The organism is Paenibacillus sp. GL_099_B (assembly GCF_057835695.1).
This window is the reverse complement of sequence record NZ_CM174430.1, coordinates 1-20132: the sequence shown is the minus strand read 5'-3', so window position 1 is coordinate 20132 and position 20132 is coordinate 1. Positions and strand designations below refer to the sequence as shown.

Here is a 20132-nt window from a genome sequence, read left to right as displayed (position 1 = left end):
TCCACGCATGTTTCTATCCTACGATCTGCTGTATTCAAAACGTGTAGGTAAAGCACTTCTCCTTTCATTATATCAGGAATTGTCCAGCCCCCGTGCAAACCACCGTTTCCACCAATGCAGCATCATCATATCCAGTCACCCCATGGGTGCTTATCATGTCCATTTTCCCCTTCTTATTTACGGGATAGAAACAGAAAAAGGCCCCTAGGGCCTCTATGCACATCGATACAAATCAATGTGATGTATCACTAATATGATTTAACGCTCTTTATGCGTTCTTTTGCACCCAAATCTGCTTCATCTGATGAATAAAATAATTGTACTTGGCATCCTGTGCATCCGTATGAACCATTTCTGCTTCGCAAGCGTCACATATAAATTCAGATACAATAAAAATGCCTTCTTTTTTGGTCTGTTCGCAGATAATGCATGTGTGTTCGGCGTGTCCTTCCATCAACCATCCCACCTTGTTTTACGTATTACTATCAGTATTGCACAGTTTCTATTATTTTAAACCTTTTCATAGTGCTTTCTTTCTATAAAATATATATATTCGCCTACCCCTCTATGGGTGTCTGTACCGAAAACAAACATAAGAAAAATGCCATTCGTTCTATACTTCAGCGAGACAGCCTGCATTTGTTACCCATTCTCCTTACCTTATAACGTAGCTAAAACCTCGCAGACCTGCAATTTCTTCTATTATATGAAAACCATGAATGGACAGCCATTACAAGAAACATCCCCGCACTTCATTGTATTTCCCATGTGATTATCTGCTCCTCCTACAGCTATGAAAAACTTATATTCTATAATCTTAAAAAAACTTGGATTTTCAGCCGATATATAATACATCACCATTCAGAGCCTGACAGCCAGATCGTTCGAAGGTATACTTGTATATGATTAACCTACTTCCATATCTTGTACATCAATCTGGAGTCCATACAAGGTTCATATATGCAACTCTGCGTCAAATATCCTTATGAATGAAAACGAATACCTTTTACAAATGAACGTGATCCCAGAAGGAGGATTTGTAATCGTATGATCGCCGAACCGGAGAATAAAGCAACCTTTTATCAATACCGGCTTCTGAAAAAAAAGGCCATTGCCCGCAGCGTAATCTTCAGCTATCTGTCTTTGCCTGTAATTATGCTTTTGTTTAATCTATTGGCATTCTCCTGGACTGGCCTCTTCTACTTTATCCTGGCAGGGCCGATTACTTTGTGGATTCATTATGTCATCGCCAGAACCATATTACTGCTGGTCCGTACCTCCTATGCACGTCGTTGGCGTTGGAATCTCAAAATGCCTTGGTTCGGCTATATTCCAGACCAACATTTCAGCTACCGCATGTTCGTCCGGGTTCACCTCAATATGAGCTGGATTGGGCTATGTATCATTACCGTTTGTTTAATCTGGTCACCCTTGTCCTTCACCCTATCGTTGATTTTCTGGCATCTGTGGCTGCTTGTGCCGCGTCTATATGTTGTTCTTGTTCTTTCACGCGAACGTAAGGATGGGCTTATCAAATTAAATGAACAAGATGTCTCCTACTACCTGCAATAATTGTTCTTCTATCCTTTACCTATTAACCTTGCCTAACGCAATGTATAGTTGAAACCAGTAATACATAAATCGCTAAAGCTCGTCCATACCTTCTATTCAAACTGACGCAACCACTCCTTTGGCACTCTTCCATGATTACTGCTCATGCTTCCAAACCTTAAAGGTTATCCACAGTGGATAACCTTTATTTATTTCGCCTCCCTTTCCCCTTTATCCACAGCATGGGTATAGTTAAACTGGTTATCCCCAACGCTGTACATTCATTTTCGTTCTGCCACGCCCTAGCTTGTTGAATACCGTTTCTTATATTGAGTACGTATTAGGCTCATAATCGACCTCCTTTCGATATCTTCTCCCTCTTCTATGTTTACTTGCTCTATAGACGACTGATACAAGCCTCTACAGGTACCTACTATCTTTGCTATCTATGCCTCATGTCTCCTGTGTGAGTGCTGTAAGCCTGCCTCTCTACAGCTCCTGGTTAAGTCACCACCAAAAGAAAACCTCCGAACGATCCATTGCTCATCTAATATGGTTCATGACAGACAAAAATAAATACAAAAAGCCCCCGATCACTGATCGGGAGCTTTACTATCATACGGACCATTACACCGTTAATTGTCGAACCATTACATCAAAACACAACTCATTCAATCATCATCATCAAGTGATTTTACTGTCGTCTGGGTAGCTTCACTTTTCGGAACCATCACCGTGAAGAACCCATCATGTACAGCTAGATGTACAGTATGCCCTTCTTTAGCAAATACACGTAGGGAACTTGAGTCATTGGATGTACTCTTGGCTTGCTTTTCTGTCCAGCCCCAGCTTTTAATCTCGTCTAGATACACCTCAGGTATACTAGTGTTCTCACTAATACCAGATAGCGTATATCGAACATAATCCATATCCGAATTGTTTTCAGACTGGTCAGATTTATTCGCCACTTTAGGAACCGGGAAACCCTTCTCGTTTACCGCTCCTTCATAAGAAGTCCATGCAGATCCTGCTTCACCGCAACCTACAAGCACGCCTATCAGGCCCAGCAAGAGAAACGAATGAAGAACTAGTCTACGCCAACTTATCACACACACCCTCCTTTTCACAGCTGCACATTCCAGCTCTGTGGTCAGGTACTTTTAGCATATTTAACATAGTCCTATTATACTGGTTTCGAATGCGTTTTCCGTAACAAAAATGTTACCTTCATTTCAAGACTTTTTTAAGGTATTCCCTTACACTCTTTTGAAAGTCAATTCACCATCTATTCAAATCAGCTTCCAAATCCAGAATTAATCCATCCTCAACTAGCTATTCCTGCATTTTTGCTTATAAACAAATAAAAACCACCACCGAATAACATCGGCAGTGGTTCTTTGCTTGGCGGCGTCCTACTCTCCCAGGACCCTGCGGTCCAAGTACCATCGGCGCTAGAGGGCTTAACGGTCGTGTTCGGTATGGGTACGTGTGGAACCCCTCCGCCATCGCCACCAAACGCATAGCTTAGCTTACATTCAGAGATCATTCTCTGAAAACTAGATCCGAAACGAAATTTGCGATTTATAACTTGCATATTGGATAAGCCCTCGACCGATTAGTACTGGTCAGCTCCATGCATTGCTGCACTTCCACCCCCAGCCTATCTACCTCGTCGTCTTCAAGGGGTCTTACATACTGGGAAATCTCATCTTGAGGGGGGCTTCACGCTTAGATGCTTTCAGCGCTTATCCCTTCCGTACATAGCTACCCAGCGGTGCTCCTGGCGGAACAACTGGTACACCAGCGGTACGTCCATCCCGGTCCTCTCGTACTAAGGACAGCTCCTCTCAAATTTCCTACGCCCACGACAGATAGGGACCGAACTGTCTCACGACGTTCTGAACCCAGCTCGCGTACCGCTTTAATGGGCGAACAGCCCAACCCTTGGGACCTACTTCAGCCCCAGGATGCGATGAGCCGACATCGAGGTGCCAAACCTCCCCGTCGATGTGGACTCTTGGGGGAGATAAGCCTGTTATCCCCAGGGTAGCTTTTATCCGTTGAGCGATGGCCCTTCCATGCGGTACCACCGGATCACTAAGCCCGACTTTCGTCCCTGCTCGACTTGTAGGTCTCGCAGTCAAGCTCCCTTATGCCTTTGCACTCTTCGAATGATTTCCAACCATTCTGAGGGAACCTTTGGGCGCCTCCGTTACTCTTTAGGAGGCGACCGCCCCAGTCAAACTGCCCACCTGACACTGTCCCCGCACCGGATTACGGTACCAGGTTAGAACCTAGATACGATCAGGGTGGTATCCCAACGGTGCCTCCACAGAAGCTTGCGCTCCTGCTTCAAAGGCTCCCACCTATCCTGTACAGATCGTACCCAAATTCAATATCAAGCTGCAGTAAAGCTCCATGGGGTCTTTCCGTCTTGTCGCGGGTAACCTGCATCTTCACAGGTATTAAAATTTCACCGGATCTCTCGTTGAGACAGCGCCCAAGTCGTTACGCCATTCGTGCGGGTCAGAATTTACCTGACAAGGAATTTCGCTACCTTAGGACCGTTATAGTTACGGCCGCCGTTTACTGGGGCTTCGGTTCACAGCTTCGGATTGCTCCTAACCGCTCCCCTTAACCTTCCAGCACCGGGCAGGCGTCAGCCCGTATACTTCGCCTTACGGCTTCGCACAGACCTGTGTTTTTGCTAAACAGTCGCTTGGGCCTTTTCACTGCGGCCCCCTCGTGCTATTCACACTACCGGGGCACCCCTTCTCCCGAAGTTACGGGGTCATTTTGCCGAGTTCCTTAACGAGAGTTCTTCCGCGCGCCTTAGAATTCTCTTCTCGCCTACCTGTGTCGGTTTGCGGTACGGGCACCATCACCTGGCTAGAGGCTTTTCTTGGCAGTGTGAGATCATGACCTTCGCTACTATAATTTTCGCTCCCCATCACAGTCCAGCCTTACGATGTGCGGATTTGCCTACACATCAGCCTCACTGCTTAGACGGACATCCATCAGTCCGCGTCACTACCCTGCTGCGTCCCCCCATTGCTCATAACGGCTTACGGTGGTACAGGAATTTCGACCTGTTGTCCTTCGACTACGCCTTTCGGCCTCGCCTTAGGTCCCGACTTACCCTGAGCGGACGAGCCTTCCTCAGGAACCCTTAGGCTTTCGGCGGATCAGATTCTCACTGATCTTTTCGTTACTCATACCGGCATTCTCACTTGTATAATGTCCAGCGCTCCTTACGGTACACCTTCAACCCTTATACAACGCTCCCCTACCCCTGATGCAAAGCATCAAGCCATAGCTTCGGTGGTGTGTTTAGCCCCGTTACATTTTCGGCGCAGAGTCACTCGACCAGTGAGCTATTACGCACTCTTTCAATGGTGGCTGCTTCTAAGCCAACATCCTGGTTGTCTGTGCAACTCCACATCCTTTCCCACTTAACACACACTTGGGGACCTTAGCTGATGGTCTGGGCTGTTTCCCTTTTGACAATGGATCTTAGCACTCACTGTCTGACTCCCGGAAGTAAGTCTATGGCATTCGGAGTTTGACTGAGCTTGGTAACCCTTGCGGGCCCCGCACCCAATCAGTGCTCTACCTCCACGACTCTGTTTTCCGAGGCTAGCCCTAAAGCTATTTCGGGGAGAACCAGCTATCTCCGAGTTCGATTGGAATTTCTCCGCTACCCCCACCTCATCCCCGCATTTTTCAACATGCGTGGGTTCGGGCCTCCAGTGCGTGTTACCGCACCTTCACCCTGGACAGGGGTAGATCACCCGGTTTCGGGTCTACGTCCACGTACTAAGTCGCCCTATTCAGACTCGCTTTCGCTGCGGCTCCGGCTCTTCACCTTAACCTTGCACGGGAACGTAACTCGCCGGTTCATTCTACAAAAGGCACGCCATCACCCCTAAAACGGGCTCTGACTTTTTGTAAGCACACGGTTTCAGGTTCTATTTCACTCCCCTTCCGGGGTGCTTTTCACCTTTCCCTCACGGTACTGCTTCACTATCGGTCGCTAGGAAGTATTTAGCCTTGGCAGATGGTCCTGCCGGATTCATACGGGGTTTCACGTGCCCCGCACTACTCGGGATCCGTCTCGGAGGGAACAGACTTTCAATTACAGGGCTTTTACCTTCTTTGGCGGGCCTTTCCAGACCTCTTCGCTTAACCGGTTCCTTTGTAACTCCATGTGAGACGTCCCACAACCCCAAAGAGCAAGCTCTCTGGTTTGGGCTTTTCCGCGTTCGCTCGCCGCTACTGACGGAATCACTATTGTTTTCTCTTCCTCAAGGTACTTAGATGTTTCAGTTCCCTTGGTATGCCTCTACATAACCTATGTATTCAGTTATGAGTAACTGGAAATTACCCCAGCTGGGTTTCCCCATTCGGACACCCCCGGATCAAAGCTTGCTTACAGCTCCCCGAGGCAGTTTCGTTGTTCGCCACGTCCTTCATCGGCTCCTAGCGCCTAGGCATCCTCCGTGTGCTCTTAGTAGCTTAACCAATTTGCTCCGGTTTCGACTGCTCGCTTCCCTTGTTTTGCTTGCGCAAAGCCAAAAGTCACTCCCATTCGATACCATCGCAATGCAGTTTTCACTATTTATTGAAACTTGTTTAACACAAGTTCAGCTTAAAAAGGAATGTTCTAAATCGCAAAATTTCGTTTCGATATCTAGTTTTCAAAGAACAAGCTCCATGCAAAAGCAAGCTGTTTGAGAGTTTGAGCTCTCAAAACTGAGCAACGAGTGAGTAAGTTTTGCAGCTAAGCTGCATATTTGAATGTTTCCACGCGGGAAACGATTCTCCATAGAAAGGAGGTGATCCAGCCGCACCTTCCGATACGGCTACCTTGTTACGACTTCACCCCAATCATCTATCCCACCTTCGGCGGCTGGCTCCTTGCGGTTACCCCACCGACTTCGGGTGTTATAAACTCTCGTGGTGTGACGGGCGGTGTGTACAAGACCCGGGAACGTATTCACCGCGGCATGCTGATCCGCGATTACTAGCAATTCCGACTTCATGCAGGCGAGTTGCAGCCTGCAATCCGAACTGAGACCGGCTTTTTAGGATTCGTTCCACCTCGCGGCTTCACAGCCCGTTGTACCGGCCATTGTAGTACGTGTGTAGCCCAGGTCATAAGGGGCATGATGATTTGACGTCATCCCCACCTTCCTCCGGTTTGTCACCGGCAGTCACCTTAGAGTGCCCATCCGAAATGCTGGCAACTAAGATCAAGGGTTGCGCTCGTTGCGGGACTTAACCCAACATCTCACGACACGAGCTGACGACAACCATGCACCACCTGTCTCCTCTGTCCCGAAGGAAAGGTACATCTCTGTACCGGTCAGAGGGATGTCAAGACCTGGTAAGGTTCTTCGCGTTGCTTCGAATTAAACCACATACTCCACTGCTTGTGCGGGTCCCCGTCAATTCCTTTGAGTTTCAGTCTTGCGACCGTACTCCCCAGGCGGAGTGCTTAATGTGTTAACTTCGGCACCAAGGGTATCGAAACCCCTAACACCTAGCACTCATCGTTTACGGCGTGGACTACCAGGGTATCTAATCCTGTTTGCTCCCCACGCTTTCGCGCCTCAGCGTCAGTTACAGCCCAGAGAGTCGCCTTCGCCACTGGTGTTCCTCCACATATCTACGCATTTCACCGCTACACGTGGAATTCCACTCTCCTCTTCTGCACTCAAGTCACCCAGTTTCCAGTGCGATCCGGGGTTGAGCCCCGGGATTAAACACCAGACTTAAATGACCGCCTGCGCGCGCTTTACGCCCAATAATTCCGGACAACGCTTGCCCCCTACGTATTACCGCGGCTGCTGGCACGTAGTTAGCCGGGGCTTTCTTCTCAGGTACCGTCACCTTGAGAGCAGTTACTCTCCCAAGCGTTCTTCCCTGGCAACAGAGCTTTACGATCCGAAAACCTTCATCACTCACGCGGCATTGCTCCGTCAGGCTTTCGCCCATTGCGGAAGATTCCCTACTGCTGCCTCCCGTAGGAGTCTGGGCCGTGTCTCAGTCCCAGTGTGGCCGATCACCCTCTCAGGTCGGCTACGCATCGTCGCCTTGGTGAGCCGTTACCCCACCAACTAGCTAATGCGCCGCAGGCCCATCCCCAAGTGACAGATTGCTCCGTCTTTCCAGTTCTCTTCAGGAGAAGAAAACAACTATTCGGTATTAGCTACCGTTTCCGGTAGTTGTCCCAAACTTGAGGGCAGGTTGCCTACGTGTTACTCACCCGTCCGCCGCTAACTATCAGAGAAGCAAGCTTCTCTGATAGTCCGCTCGACTTGCATGTATTAGGCATGCCGCCAGCGTTCGTCCTGAGCCAGGATCAAACTCTCCAATAAAGTATTGAAAAGAGCGATAAGCTCATTTTGAAACTGACGAGATTAAAAATCTCATTTATGCTCCAGCCGATCCAAGCCAAGGCTCGTCTCTAACTTTCGCGTTCATTCTGCAAGCAGAATGTTTACTCACTCGTTGTTCAGTTTTCAAAGATCAAACTTGTTTCACTGCCGGGTGTTGTTCACCTCAGCAACTTTTATATCTTATCACATCCGAACCAACTTTGCAAGCTCTTTTTTTAAGTTTCTTTCGAAGCTTATTTCATTCGCTTGCCGCACCGTGTTTCTCGTGTTTTCTTGGCCGGACTTAGAATATACCATGTACAGATTCGGAACGCAAGCTTTATTTTTAATAAAGTTATCTCTTACATTAAGCTAATAAAAAAAGCCTCTCCATATTGGAAAGACTCCTATTCTTATATTTGAACTGAAGATTGAGCTAGCCAATGACTTCCTGGATATGTAGCTGCCTTTGCTGCATCAGATTGATGATAGTTCCCTCTATTGATACCATCGGCCGTGTAGGATGATCCCGATCAGAGAATATGATCTCACCAATTTGATTATTGCTAAGCTTCACTCGAATACCGTTATGGATCTGTGTGGAACGCTGAACGAATACATTCACGATGGCAGGATCCAATTTGCCAAAAGCCTCACTCTGAATTTGTTCAAGTACCAGGTACGGTGACTGCGCCTTACGATAGATCTTCTCCAGAGTCATGGCGTGGAAGATATCAGCGATAGCTACAATCTTGGCATAGATATGAATCTGCGTGCCGCTGAGCTGTAACGGGTAACCCGATCCATCCACTTTTTCATGATGCTGCAATGCTGCGAGTCTAGCTCCCTCATTGATGGCCTTCGCCTGTTTCAGCACCTGATAGCCATATTTCGTATGCTGTCGGATCTCCGCCTGCTCTGACGCAGTTAACGTAGAGGGTTTATGAAGGATCTGTGGATCCACTTTGTTATTACCAATATCATGGAACAATCCTGCAAAAGCTACCTGCATCCAGTCTTTGGACGGCAGATCCATCCACTGGGCCAACTGATAAGATGTAATGGCACTCAATACGGCATGGTGATACACATAATCATGTTCTTGAATGACTCGTGGACTGAAGGTAAGCACGTTATACTGTTTGAGATGAACAAACAATGCTTCCAGCTGTGTCCGTAACTCATATACAGGTAATTCAGCCGCCAGGGAGGATAGAAAAGCATTTTTGGTCAGTCCAACCATCTTTTCATACTCTTCATGTAAAGACGGTATTGCGGGTGATGAGACTGCGCTGCTGCCTTTCCCTGCCCGTTCTCCGTTCTTCTCATTACCTGCATGGCCTGAAGACGTAGATGAATCCTTAGAACCTGTACTGCTTGTCCCTGTTCTCTCTTGCTCGATGTCCACTTGATGAATCATAAAGGCTCTGAGTACTTCAACATCTTTGGGCAAAATGACTTTGCCCTTCTGAAACAGAACATTGCCACGAAGCGTTTGCACGTCATTTCCCAGTTTAAGTCCTGGTTTGACTTCAGACAGGGTGATTAATCCCATGTTTATTCCCCTCACTCATCATTCTTCTATAATGATAACAAGACCATAGTCCCGGTTTTTCACGTTAATTCCCATTATATTACTCAAAAATCAGGCTGTACATCCCAGATTTCGAGGAGAATGGTCCTGGAGCTGTGAAAATAACAAAGGGCCCCCATATGGGAGCCCTCCAACTTCATTGCAATCATAAAATGATTTTAGTTATAGAAAATTGATCCTACGCTTCGGAACCTGAATCATCGCCCTCAACTTCAGCATCGGAAACCGCGCCCTCATCCAGAGTTGACTCTAGACCTTCAGAATCAGCAGCTTCTGCACCTTCAAGCAATTCTTCGTCGTCTGGTTCTTCCTCATTCTTGTCAATTCGGCTGACTGTAGCTACAGCATCTTCATCGCGAATATGAATCAGCTTCACACCTTGCGTGTATCGACCCATAGTGGATATACCTTCCATACTCATCCGAATTAACGTACCGCTGGAAGTGATGATCATCAGATCTTCTTCTGTCTTAACCATTTTCAGGCTGACTACCGCACCGTTCTTATCTGTGACGTTAATGGTTTTAATCCCTTTACCGCCACGAGTCTGCATCCGATAATCGCTGACAGGGGTACGTTTACCGTAACCTTTGGCTGTGACAATCAGAACATCCAGTTCCTGATCTACAACGTCCATACCGATTACGACATCCTGCTCATCCAGTGTGATCCCTTTAACCCCGGTTGCACTCCGTCCCATGGAACGAACATTTCCTTCCGAGAATCGGATGGACATCCCGTGAGCTGTACCCATAATGATCTCTTGCTGTCCATCTGTCAGCTTAACATCAATAAGGGCATCATCATCACGCAGGGAAATCCCGATCAGACCGCCTTTGCGAATGTTGGTGTAATCCTCAAGTGGTGTCTTCTTCACAACCCCTTGACGGGTAGCAAAGAACAGAAACTTATCACTTTCGAATTCCTGAACTGGAATCACGGCATTGACCGATTCACCCTGCTCGATCTGAATCAGGTTGATAATCGGCGTTCCCCGTGCTGTACGTCCAAGCTCTGGAATCTCATAAGCTTTGAGACGGTACACTTTACCTTTGTCGGTAAAGAACATGAGGTAATTGTGAGAGTTGGTCACAAACAGATGCTCAACAAAGTCGGTATCTTTGGTGTCCATTCCCACAACCCCACGTCCGCCACGCTTCTGACTGCGGTATGTGGATACCGGCAGACGTTTCACATAGCCTGTATGGGTAATGGTGATGATAACCTCTTCACGCGGAATCAGATCCTCGTCCAGAATGCTCTCTTCACCTACAGTGATTTCGGTACGACGATCATCGCTGAAGCGATCACGGATTTCTTGCAGCTCCGTGCTGATAATTTCGAGCACCAGGTGCTCGTTGGCCAAAATTTCACGATATTCCTTAATTTTGACCATCAGTTCGTTATACTCATTTTCGATGCGCTCACGTTCCAGACCTGTCAGGCGTTGCAGACGCATATCGAGGATAGCTTGAGCCTGATCATGACTGAGTGAGAAACGCTCGATCAGACCTTCTCTGGCTGCATCTGTATTGCTGGATGAACGTATCAACGCAATAATTTCGTCGATATGATCCAGCGCGATACGCAAGCCTTCCAGAATGTGCGCGCGTGCTTCCGCTTTTCTCAGTTCGAACTGTGTACGTCTACGTATAACCTCAATCTGATGCTGCAAGTAGTGATACAACACTTCACGCAGATTCAGAATCTTAGGTTCTTTATTTACAATCGCGAGCATGTTAATCCCAAAGGTGGACTGCATCGCTGTATGCTTGTACAAATTGTTCAGCACCACACCCGGGTTCACGTCTCTGCGAAGCTCAATCACAATCCGCATACCGTTACGGTCAGACTCATCACGGAGATCCGTAATACCATCAATCTTTTTATCACGTACCAACTCAGCAATTTTCTCAACGAGTCTTGCCTTGTTCACCTGATAAGGAAGTTCCGTAACGATAATCCGTGCTTTGTTGTTGTTTTCTTCGATGTTGGTTTTGGCCCGCATCGTTACTGAACCACGTCCGGTTTGATACGCCTGGCGAATCCCGGAGCGTCCCAAAATATAACCGGAAGTTGGGAAGTCTGGTCCGTGAATATAATCCATCAATTCCATGGAAGTGATGTCCGGATTTTTGATCATAGCCTGTACGCCGTCAATTACCTCTCCCAGGTTATGAGGAGGAATGTTGGTCGCCATACCTACCGCAATCCCGCCGACACCATTGACAAGCAAGTTAGGGAAACGAGCTGGCAGAACGACAGGTTCACTTTCTTCACCGTCATAGTTCGGCTGGAAGTCAATCGTATCCTTGTTGATGTCTCTGAGCATTTCCATAGCAATCTTGGACAACCGGGCTTCCGTATAACGCATGGCTGCTGCCATATCGCCATCCACCGATCCAAAGTTACCATGTCCATCTACGTGCATGTAGCGCAGGGAGAAATCCTGTGCCATCCGTACCATCGTTTCGTATACGGCAGAGTCACCGTGTGGGTGATACTTACCGATAACTTCGCCGACGATTCTGGCTGATTTTTTATGTGGTTTATCGGGTGTCATGCCTAGCTCGGACATTGCGTACAGAATACGCCGGTGAACCGGCTTCAATCCGTCACGCACGTCAGGTAAGGCACGGCTCACAATAATGCTCATCGCATAATCCATAAACGATTCACGCATCTCGACGCCAATATCCCGATCTTTAATCTGCGAGTTCATTTCTTCCGCCATGCTGGACCTCCTTCTTGTCCTTCAACAAACATTCCATTCAATCATTCAAAAATTAATTATATGTGAAGAGCCTAACAAGGCTAAAACCGCACAAGGACGCTACTCTTTATTATATTACTTTCACAAAAGGTAAACAATTAAACGTCCGCTGGGCAATAGCCTTTCTTCCGGGAACTTCAGAGAGTCTGGGGATTCGCCCTGCCTTCCTCCCCATTTGCACATACAATGCTAGAAAAAGCGACAAATGTACTGTGTATATTCAGGCTCAGACCGTTCCCGTTCTACGATCAAACTACATCTGTGCAACAAAACCGCACAAAACGCCATATTTCTCTATTATACCACTGAAATCATCTCTTGTCCTTTGATTTCTCCGCGTCTGCCACTCTTATAAACCCCATTAAAACACGAAAGGACTGATGGCTCTTGGGCATCCAGCGTGTCTCCAGCAAATGGACCAAGACTGCTGTGTTACAACGCAGCCGTAATGTGAATGGATATATACCGGTAACACGACAATATAATCGCCAGACCCTGGAACGGATGACTGAATTATTCGAGTCAAACTATATCAAACCGGATCGGGGAACCTACGGAAATGGCGTTATGCGTGTGAAAACCATCCGTATAAACCCACACACGACTACCGATTCAAACACATCGGAAAACCCTGCTGATCCACTCTCCACTTCCACAGCTGAAGTCGGTGCCGATATCTCTGCTGAGGACCCCCTGACGACGTATGAGCTTCGGTATGGGACGGAGGAGAAATACTTCCATTCCCTAGATGAGCTGGACCTGGCACTCACTGAACGTATCCAGAAGCGGGACTACATCATTCAGCAAGGCATTCCGCTGATGAAACATGATGGATTGCCTTTTGACCTGCGGGTACTGACCCAGAAAAATCTACAACGCAACTGGGAAACGACAGGTATCCTGGGAAGAGTTGCTGCACCGGGCAAGATCATTACCAACATTCATGGCGGCGGACGATTGGCCACCTTTAATGAGTTGGTACGCCCTCATTTTGACCAAGAGCGGTTCCAACAACTGCGCAGTGAGCTATATCGTTTAGGTATTCATACAGCGGTACAGCTACAGAAGTCATTTCCAAGACTCAAAGAGATTGGTATCGATATCGCACTGGACGAAGATGGACGGCCATGGATTATTGAAGTCAACACATTGCCGGGCATCTATGCTTTTGGCCTGTTGCCTGATAAGGAAACGTACCGGAAGATCCAGCGTTATGCGAGAGCGTACGGCAGATTACCCTCCAAAAAGGGGAAAACATCCCGTAACTCCTCCAAAGCCCAGGCTTCCTCTGCCAAAAGCCGCACACATCGATAACAGGCACTCCAGAGTCCAACCTAAAATTTCTATGCTATAACCCCATAATGTAAAAGAGGCGCCCTCGCAGGCGCCTCTTCGAATATCGTTAGATGTCGAGGTTTTTCACGTATTTTGCATTTTCCTGAATAAAGTCACGACGAGGTTCAACATTATCTCCCATCAGGGTGTCGAACATAGCATCGGCCAGCATCGCATCGTTGATCGATACTTGAAGCATGGTCCGGCTCTCAGGGTCCATCGTCGTTTCCCACAATTGTCCGGCATTCATCTCACCGAGACCTTTATAACGCTGGATATTGAACTTCGCATTTTCGCCGAGAGTTGCGATAATTTCATCGCGTTCCTTCTCGGAACCAGCATAACGAATCACTTTATTGCGCTCAATCTTGAACAATGGCGGTTGGGCAATGTATACATAACCCGCCTCAATGATTTTACGCATATAGCGATAGAGGAATGTCAGAAGCAATGTCCGAATGTGGGCACCATCGACGTCAGCATCCGTCATCAAAATAATTTTGTGATAACGTGCTTTGGCAATATCGAAGTCATCACCAATTCCGGTACCCATTGCGGTAATGATCGCTCTGATCTCCGCATTACCCAAAATACGGTCAAGACGTGCTTTTTCCACGTTCAGGATCTTACCACGCAGTGGCAAAATCGCTTGGAAATGACGATCTCGTCCTTGCTTCGCTGATCCACCGGCGGAGTCACCTTCGACGATGTACAATTCGCTGATTGAGGCATCCTTGGATGAACAGTCGGCCAATTTACCTGGCAAAGAGCTGACTTCGAGTGCACCTTTACGACGCGTCAGTTCACGGGCTTTACGAGCTGCTTCACGTGCACGGGCAGCTTGCAGTCCTTTTTCCAAAATGCGACGGGATACGGAAGGATTCTCTTCCAAGAATTCCTGCAGCTTCTCAGCAAACAGGGATTCGACAATTCCGCGCACTTCACTGTTACCCAGCTTGGTCTTCGTCTGTCCCTCAAATTGCGGTTCAGGGATCTTGACTGAGATGATCGCTGTTAGACCTTCACGTACATCATCCCCCGACAGGTTACCTGTGCTGTCTTTAATTACGCCCGCTTTGCGCGCATAATCATTGATAATCCGGGTAAGGGCACTTTTGAATCCGGATTCGTGCGTTCCACCCTCATGTGTGTTGATGTTGTTCGCAAAAGAGTAAATATTCTCGGTGTAGCTGTCATTGTATTGCAATGCAACTTCAACCTGAATGTTGTCTCTTGATCCTTCCACATAAATCGGGTTTTCGTGCAGCGCTTCACGCTTCTGGTTCAGGAAGGAGACATATTCGATAATACCGCCCTCATACAGGAAAGAGTTGGTTACACCTGTACGTTCATCGGTTAAAGTCATGCCAATTCCCTTGTTCAGGAACGCGAGCTCACGAATACGAGTCAGCAAAGTTTCATAGTCATAAACTCTTGTTTCCGTGAAAATCTCCGGATCCGGATGGAACGTAACCGTTGTTCCCGTATCCTCCGTTGTACCGATCGTTTTCAGATCATACTGCGGAGCACCGCGACGGTATTCCTGTTGATACACATGGCCGTCAACCTTAACTGTAACAACAACTTTCGCTGATAGAGCATTGACAACAGATACACCTACACCATGTAGACCACCGGATACTTTGTACCCGCCACCGCCAAATTTACCGCCCGCATGCAGAACAGTCATTACAACCTCAAGCGCAGGACGTTTCATTTTGGCATGTTCGCCGACAGGAATCCCCCGCCCGTTATCGACTACAGTGACGCTGTTATCTTCATGAATAGTAACTTCGATATGATCACAATAACCTGCGAGTGCTTCGTCAATACTGTTGTCCACTACTTCCCAAACGAGATGATGCAGACCTTTGGCACTGGTGGAACCAATATACATCCCCGGTCGTTTACGTACGGCTTCCAGCCCTTCAAGTACCTGAATTTCATCTGCACCATATGAAGGTTGATTCATAGACATGCCTTTCACCTACTTCTATAGATTCAATATCGTAAATATGCGTTAACTAAGAATGCATGCTGAAATGAACATATCCCCGTAATTCCAGTAAGCAATCTAAATAAAGACAAGCAGCAGAAAGTACAATAACTCGTACGGCCGATAGGCTAGAGATCAGGAAAAATGTGAGCTCGCTTCTTTAGCGTAGCTGAGGAAATAGGCGAGTAGTACACAATGTTTTTGGTCACGACAATGGACTTGGCTTCCTCTTCACCAATATGCTCCACTGTTTTTTCCTGCTCGGCATGCGTGACGTACTGCTTGGAGATTTTTGAGGATTTTTCAATCGATATATCAAAAATAGCGACCAATTCGGAAGAACGGATAATCTTCTCACCGCCCAGATGAATGTACATAAGCCCTCACTCCTTAGCGTTCAACCTGTCCGGCATGAACGTGATAAATACTGGCATCTTTGAGCTTGTCAACGTTTAAGCTCTCGATTCCGGTAGCCGTAATAAAGGTTTGCACCTTGCTCTGGAACGTTTCGATCAGCTGCGTCTGACGAAAAGGATCCAGTTCAGACAGTACATCGTCTAGCAGCAGGACCGGATATTCTCCGATTTCTTCATGAATCAGTTCGATTTCCGCAAGTTTAAGGGACAACGCCGTTGTGCGCTGCTGCCCCTGCGAGCCATACGTTTGTACTTCCCGATCGTTAATGAAAAAGGACAGGTCATCCCGATGCGGCCCACTAAGCGTTGTGCCTCGGCGAATCTCCTGCTCTTTCATTTGTGATAATTTTATCATAAATTGGTCCATTAAGACAGCTTCATCTTCCTCAGCGGCTTCGCTGAAGGAAGGAAGGTAGGCCAGACGCAGGACTTCTCCGCCTCCGGTGATGCCCTGATGAATCGTTTCAGCCCACTTTTGCAGTTTCTTTATGAATTGTTTCCTTTTTTTGACGATTTTAACACCATGCTCCACCAGTTGTTCATTCCACACCTCAAGCATGGTCTGGGCTGAAGCGTTCTGCCCCCATAATTGCTTGAGCAGATTATTACGCTGGACGAGCACTTTTTGATATTGCTGCAGATGATACAGGTAGCCTGGAGCCACCTGTCCAATCTCCATGTCAAGAAACCGGCGGCGGACCCCCGGTGTGCCTTTGACAATCTCAAGATCTTCCGGTGCAAACATCACCACATTAAGCGCTCCGACAAAATCACTCAGCTTGCGCTGTTCCAGTCCGTTGATCTTTGCTTTTTTGCCTTGTTGCGACAAAGATAGCTCGAGCTTGACCGATCCGTACTTTTTGTCGACCTCTGCTGCAAGCCTGGCACGTTCTTCACCGAAACGAATCAGTTCCTTGTCGCGGGATGTACGGTGGCTCTTGGTGAGTGCAAGCACAAAAATGGCTTCTGCAAGATTGGTCTTGCCTTGGGCATTTTGCCCGATCAAAAGATTCACAGGACCAAATGAATCTAGTCTCAGATGTTCATAATTGCGGAATTGCTGCAGATCTATGCTGTTCACAAACACGCGGTAACCTCCCTTTTATCCCGTCCGTCAGGAGGCAGCAGGATCTAACTGGTCTTCTTATTGTGCGACAACTTCGAACGAACCTTCTCCGTCCACCTCAACGATATCCCCAGGGTATAACTTTCGCCCCCGGCGTTCCTCAGGCTCTTTATTCACACGTACGAGTCCGTCCTGAAGCAGTGCTTTGGCCATACCTCCGGTTGGGATGCAATCGGCCAGTTTCAAAAATTGGTCAAGCTTAATATATTCCGTACGAATCGCTACTTGGTTCACTATGATCTTCCTCTCGTTAGTTGGTCGTCCGGTAAGGCAATATGACGTACAAGCTGTGACTGTCGTCCAGCGGTTTCAGGATGATGGGGCTCATGACACCAGTAAAAGCGATCATCAGCTGTTCACTCTCCACCACTTTCAGCACATCCAGCATATATTTGGAGTTGAACGAGATTTTCAGCGGTTCGCCGTTAAAGTCGGCAGGTTCGATTTCTTCTCTTACTTTCCCCAGCTCGGAAGAGCTCGATGAAATTTCGATCGATCCAGAATCCATCGTTTGCATCCGCACAATGTTTGTTTTTTCTTCACGCGACAGCAAATAAGCCCGATCAATGGATTCACTTAATTTTTTTGTATCCAAAACGAGTTCTGTTTTGTACGAAGTCGGAATAATTCTAGAAGTATCCGGATAAGTTCCGTCCAAAATGCGCGAATAGAACAGAACACGGTCGATTTTGAACAATACCTGATTGTCAGCGACAACGATATCCACAAGTGTATTTTGATCCGGCACGATTTTGCTGAGTTCGTTCAGCGTTTTACCTGAGATCACCACATTGTTGAATCTCACACCTTCTGCATTATCCAGCATTGCTGAACGAGTAGCAAGACGATGACGGTCAGTTGCCACAAATTTCAGTTCATTGTCACCCAAACTCCAGAGTACACCTGTCAAAATCGGCGTAGTTTCATGTGTGGAAATGGAGAACACAGTTTGTTTAATCATATTTTTGAGCAAATCTCCTGGAATGGAGACGGTTTGGTTCTCTTCGATGCTTGGCAATACTGGGAATTCTTCTGGATCAAGACCAACCAGTTGAATTTCGGTAGCTCCTGCGGAGATAAAGGTGTTGAAGTTCTCTTTTACCTCCATGTGCACCTCTTGGGAAGGCAGCTTTTTGATGATCTCGACAAAAAACTTGGCTGGCAGTACAACACTACCAGGTTGTTCCACCTGAACAACACTTTTATCACCATCTTCAAGCGGGATGAAGGATTGAATTGAAATATCGGTGTCGCTTGCTGTCAATGTCACACCTTGATGATTAACGTCGAATTTGATACCGCTCAGAATTGGGATCGTCGTACGGCTTGAGATGGCTTTGGATACTTGCTGGATGGATTCGTTCAAGTAGCTTTTCATTATGCTGATTTTCATGGTTTCACTCCTAGCGGGTTTTTTGGGTGTAGAGGTGTTGAAATGTGTTTTTCAAAAGGCCGGAGGCCGAGCTTCGAAATCGCTTATTTGGAGATGATATCTTTTAGATCTTTATAGTAATAATAGTAATAGGGGCACTGAATATGTGGATAAGTGGGTATAAACCCATAAACCCAAGCCTATCCACATGTGTATACGTTGTGCACAGGCTTGGGACTTATTCAGGTTGGATTCTTAATTTTTTCGGTTAAGTTGTTGATAACTTTATAGAGATCCTGATCGACTTTAATCGCCTGGGAGATCTTTTCGTGCGCATGTATGACCGTGGTATGATCTCGCCCTCCAAATGCTTCACCGATTTTGGGCAGAGAAAAGTCTGTAAGTTCACGAGAGAGATACATAGCAATCTGTCTTGGGAACGCAACGGCCTTGGTCCGTTTCCGTGCTTTGAAATCTTCAAGCTTAAGGCTGTAATACTCGCCGACCTTTTGTTGGATGTCGTGAATAGTGATCATTTTCGGACGACTGGAAGGAATAATATCCTTCAGTGCTTCAGCTGCTAGATGAGTGGTTACATCTTGATTAGTCAGCGAAGAATAGGCAACAACCCGAATCAGGGCCCCTTCCAGTTCACGAATATTGGTATCAATCTGGTTGGCGATGTACATCATCGCCTCATTCGGAATATCCAGGTTTTCCGCACGAGCTTTTTTACGCAAAATAGCAATCCGTGTCTCCAGATCAGGAGGCTGGATATCCGTAATTAACCCCCATTCAAAACGGGAACGAAGCCGTTCTTCCAGGGTCGGAATTTCCTTCGGCGGTCTGTCGCTGGAGATGATGATCTGTTTCCGTTCCTCATGCAGCGCATTAAACGTATGGAAAAATTCCTCTTGCGTCGATTCTTTTCCAGCCAAGAACTGAATATCATCAATGAGCAGAATATCGACACTACGGTATTTGTTACGGAAACTCTCCCCGCGATTATCACGGATCGAGTTAATGAATTCGTTCGTGAATTTCTCAGATGACAAATAAACAACTTTGCTGCCCGGATCATGCTCCAGGACGTAATGTCCGATCGCATGCATCAAGTGAGTTTTGCCAAGACCTACCCCTCCATAAAGAAACAGAGGATTGTATGCTTTGGCGGGCGCTTCAGCGACCGCCAGCGATGCGGCGTGGGCAAAACGGTTGCCCGGCCCAATGACAAATGTATCGAATGTATATTTCGGATTGAGCATGCTGAGTACCGCTTCTTCCTGAACAACTGTAGGCGTTGGCGCTGGCAGTTGAGGGTCCGGTTCAGCAGGCTTGTTCTCCTCGATGACAAATTTCACATCGACCTGTTTGCCAAGCAGCTCATATACCGTCGATCCGACCAGTTTGGTGTAACGGCTCTCCAGCCATTCGACGGCAAACGTGGTTGGTGCGGATATGACGATCGAACGATCATTCAGCTTGGTGGCTTTGGTTGCTTTGAACCAAGTGTCAAAGCTGGGTTTGCTGAGCTTGTTTTGTATGATTGATAAAATTTGCTGCCATAAATCAGAAGTATGGCTGTCCAC

General features: G+C 47.2%; 12 protein-coding genes and 3 rRNA genes. 2 read left to right on the top strand and 13 right to left on the bottom strand.

Annotated features, from left to right (window positions below):
• Positions 1-268: 268 nt before the first annotated feature.
• On the bottom strand, positions 269-454 hold the full coding sequence (locus AC3ITG_RS00075; RefSeq protein ID WP_110002322.1) for a sigma factor G inhibitor Gin: 186 nt from the start codon (positions 452-454) through the stop codon (positions 269-271).
• A 593-nt stretch (positions 455-1047) separates the two neighbouring features.
• Between AC3ITG_RS00075 and AC3ITG_RS00070 the strand changes: the two genes are divergently transcribed.
• On the top strand, positions 1048-1572 hold the full coding sequence (locus tag AC3ITG_RS00070) for a hypothetical protein (protein ID WP_063568461.1): 525 nt from the start codon (positions 1048-1050) through the stop codon (positions 1570-1572).
• Positions 1573-2222: 650 nt separating this feature from the next.
• Here AC3ITG_RS00070 and AC3ITG_RS00065 read toward each other — a convergent pair.
• From AC3ITG_RS00065 to gyrA, 6 genes are all read right to left on the bottom strand, one after another.
• A complete protein-coding gene (locus AC3ITG_RS00065) occupies positions 2223-2660 on the bottom strand; it encodes a hypothetical protein (protein WP_489252470.1) in 438 nt (145 codons plus the stop codon).
• Positions 2661-2950: 290 nt separating this feature from the next.
• Positions 2951-3067: ribosomal RNA gene (rrf, locus tag AC3ITG_RS00060) — 5S ribosomal RNA — on the bottom strand.
• A gap of 79 nt (positions 3068-3146) precedes the next feature.
• Positions 3147-6072, bottom strand: a 23S ribosomal RNA gene (locus AC3ITG_RS00055).
• A gap of 307 nt (positions 6073-6379) precedes the next feature.
• Positions 6380-7931, bottom strand: a 16S ribosomal RNA gene (locus AC3ITG_RS00050).
• Together the 16S, 23S and 5S rRNA genes form the textbook arrangement of a ribosomal RNA operon.
• 436 nt (positions 7932-8367) lie before the next feature.
• Positions 8368-9486, bottom strand: a complete 1119-nt coding sequence (locus AC3ITG_RS00045) for an HD-GYP domain-containing protein (protein WP_489252469.1) — start codon at positions 9484-9486, stop codon at positions 8368-8370.
• Between the two features lie 217 nt (positions 9487-9703).
• Positions 9704-12259 (bottom strand): DNA gyrase subunit A, encoded by a 2556-nt coding sequence (gene gyrA / locus AC3ITG_RS00040; protein WP_489252468.1) that lies wholly within the window; start codon positions 12257-12259, stop codon positions 9704-9706.
• A gap of 426 nt (positions 12260-12685) precedes the next feature.
• Between gyrA and AC3ITG_RS00035 the strand changes: the two genes are divergently transcribed.
• The gene (locus AC3ITG_RS00035) at positions 12686-13612 is read left to right on the top strand and encodes a YheC/YheD family protein (RefSeq protein ID WP_413373872.1); all 927 of its coding nucleotides are present in this window, start codon (positions 12686-12688) and stop codon (positions 13610-13612) included.
• Positions 13613-13700: 88 nt separating this feature from the next.
• Here the strand turns inward: AC3ITG_RS00035 and gyrB are convergent, their stop codons facing one another.
• From gyrB to dnaA, 6 genes are all read right to left on the bottom strand, one after another.
• Positions 13701-15611, bottom strand: a complete 1911-nt coding sequence (gyrB, locus tag AC3ITG_RS00030; RefSeq protein ID WP_413373873.1) for a DNA topoisomerase (ATP-hydrolyzing) subunit B — start codon at positions 15609-15611, stop codon at positions 13701-13703.
• Positions 15612-15757: 146 nt separating this feature from the next.
• Positions 15758-16006 carry an extracellular matrix regulator RemB gene (gene remB / locus AC3ITG_RS00025; RefSeq protein WP_017691405.1) on the bottom strand — a complete coding sequence of 83 codons (249 nt, stop codon included), beginning with the start codon at positions 16004-16006 and terminating at the stop codon, positions 15758-15760.
• 13 nt (positions 16007-16019) lie between these two features.
• Entirely contained in the window at positions 16020-17132 is a 1113-nt protein-coding gene (gene recF / locus AC3ITG_RS00020; RefSeq protein ID WP_024629510.1) for a DNA replication/repair protein RecF, read from the bottom strand.
• 57 nt (positions 17133-17189) lie between these two features.
• The gene (gene yaaA, locus AC3ITG_RS00015) at positions 17190-17405 is read right to left on the bottom strand and encodes a S4 domain-containing protein YaaA (protein WP_024629511.1); all 216 of its coding nucleotides are present in this window, start codon (positions 17403-17405) and stop codon (positions 17190-17192) included.
• Positions 17406-17421: 16 nt separating this feature from the next.
• Positions 17422-18564: a DNA polymerase III subunit beta gene (gene dnaN / locus AC3ITG_RS00010; protein ID WP_079696977.1), complete on the bottom strand. Its 1143-nt coding sequence runs from the start codon at positions 18562-18564 to the stop codon at positions 17422-17424.
• A gap of 221 nt (positions 18565-18785) precedes the next feature.
• Positions 18786-20132, bottom strand: coding sequence for a chromosomal replication initiator protein DnaA (gene dnaA, locus AC3ITG_RS00005; RefSeq protein WP_024629513.1), 1347 nt, complete (start codon positions 20130-20132; stop codon positions 18786-18788).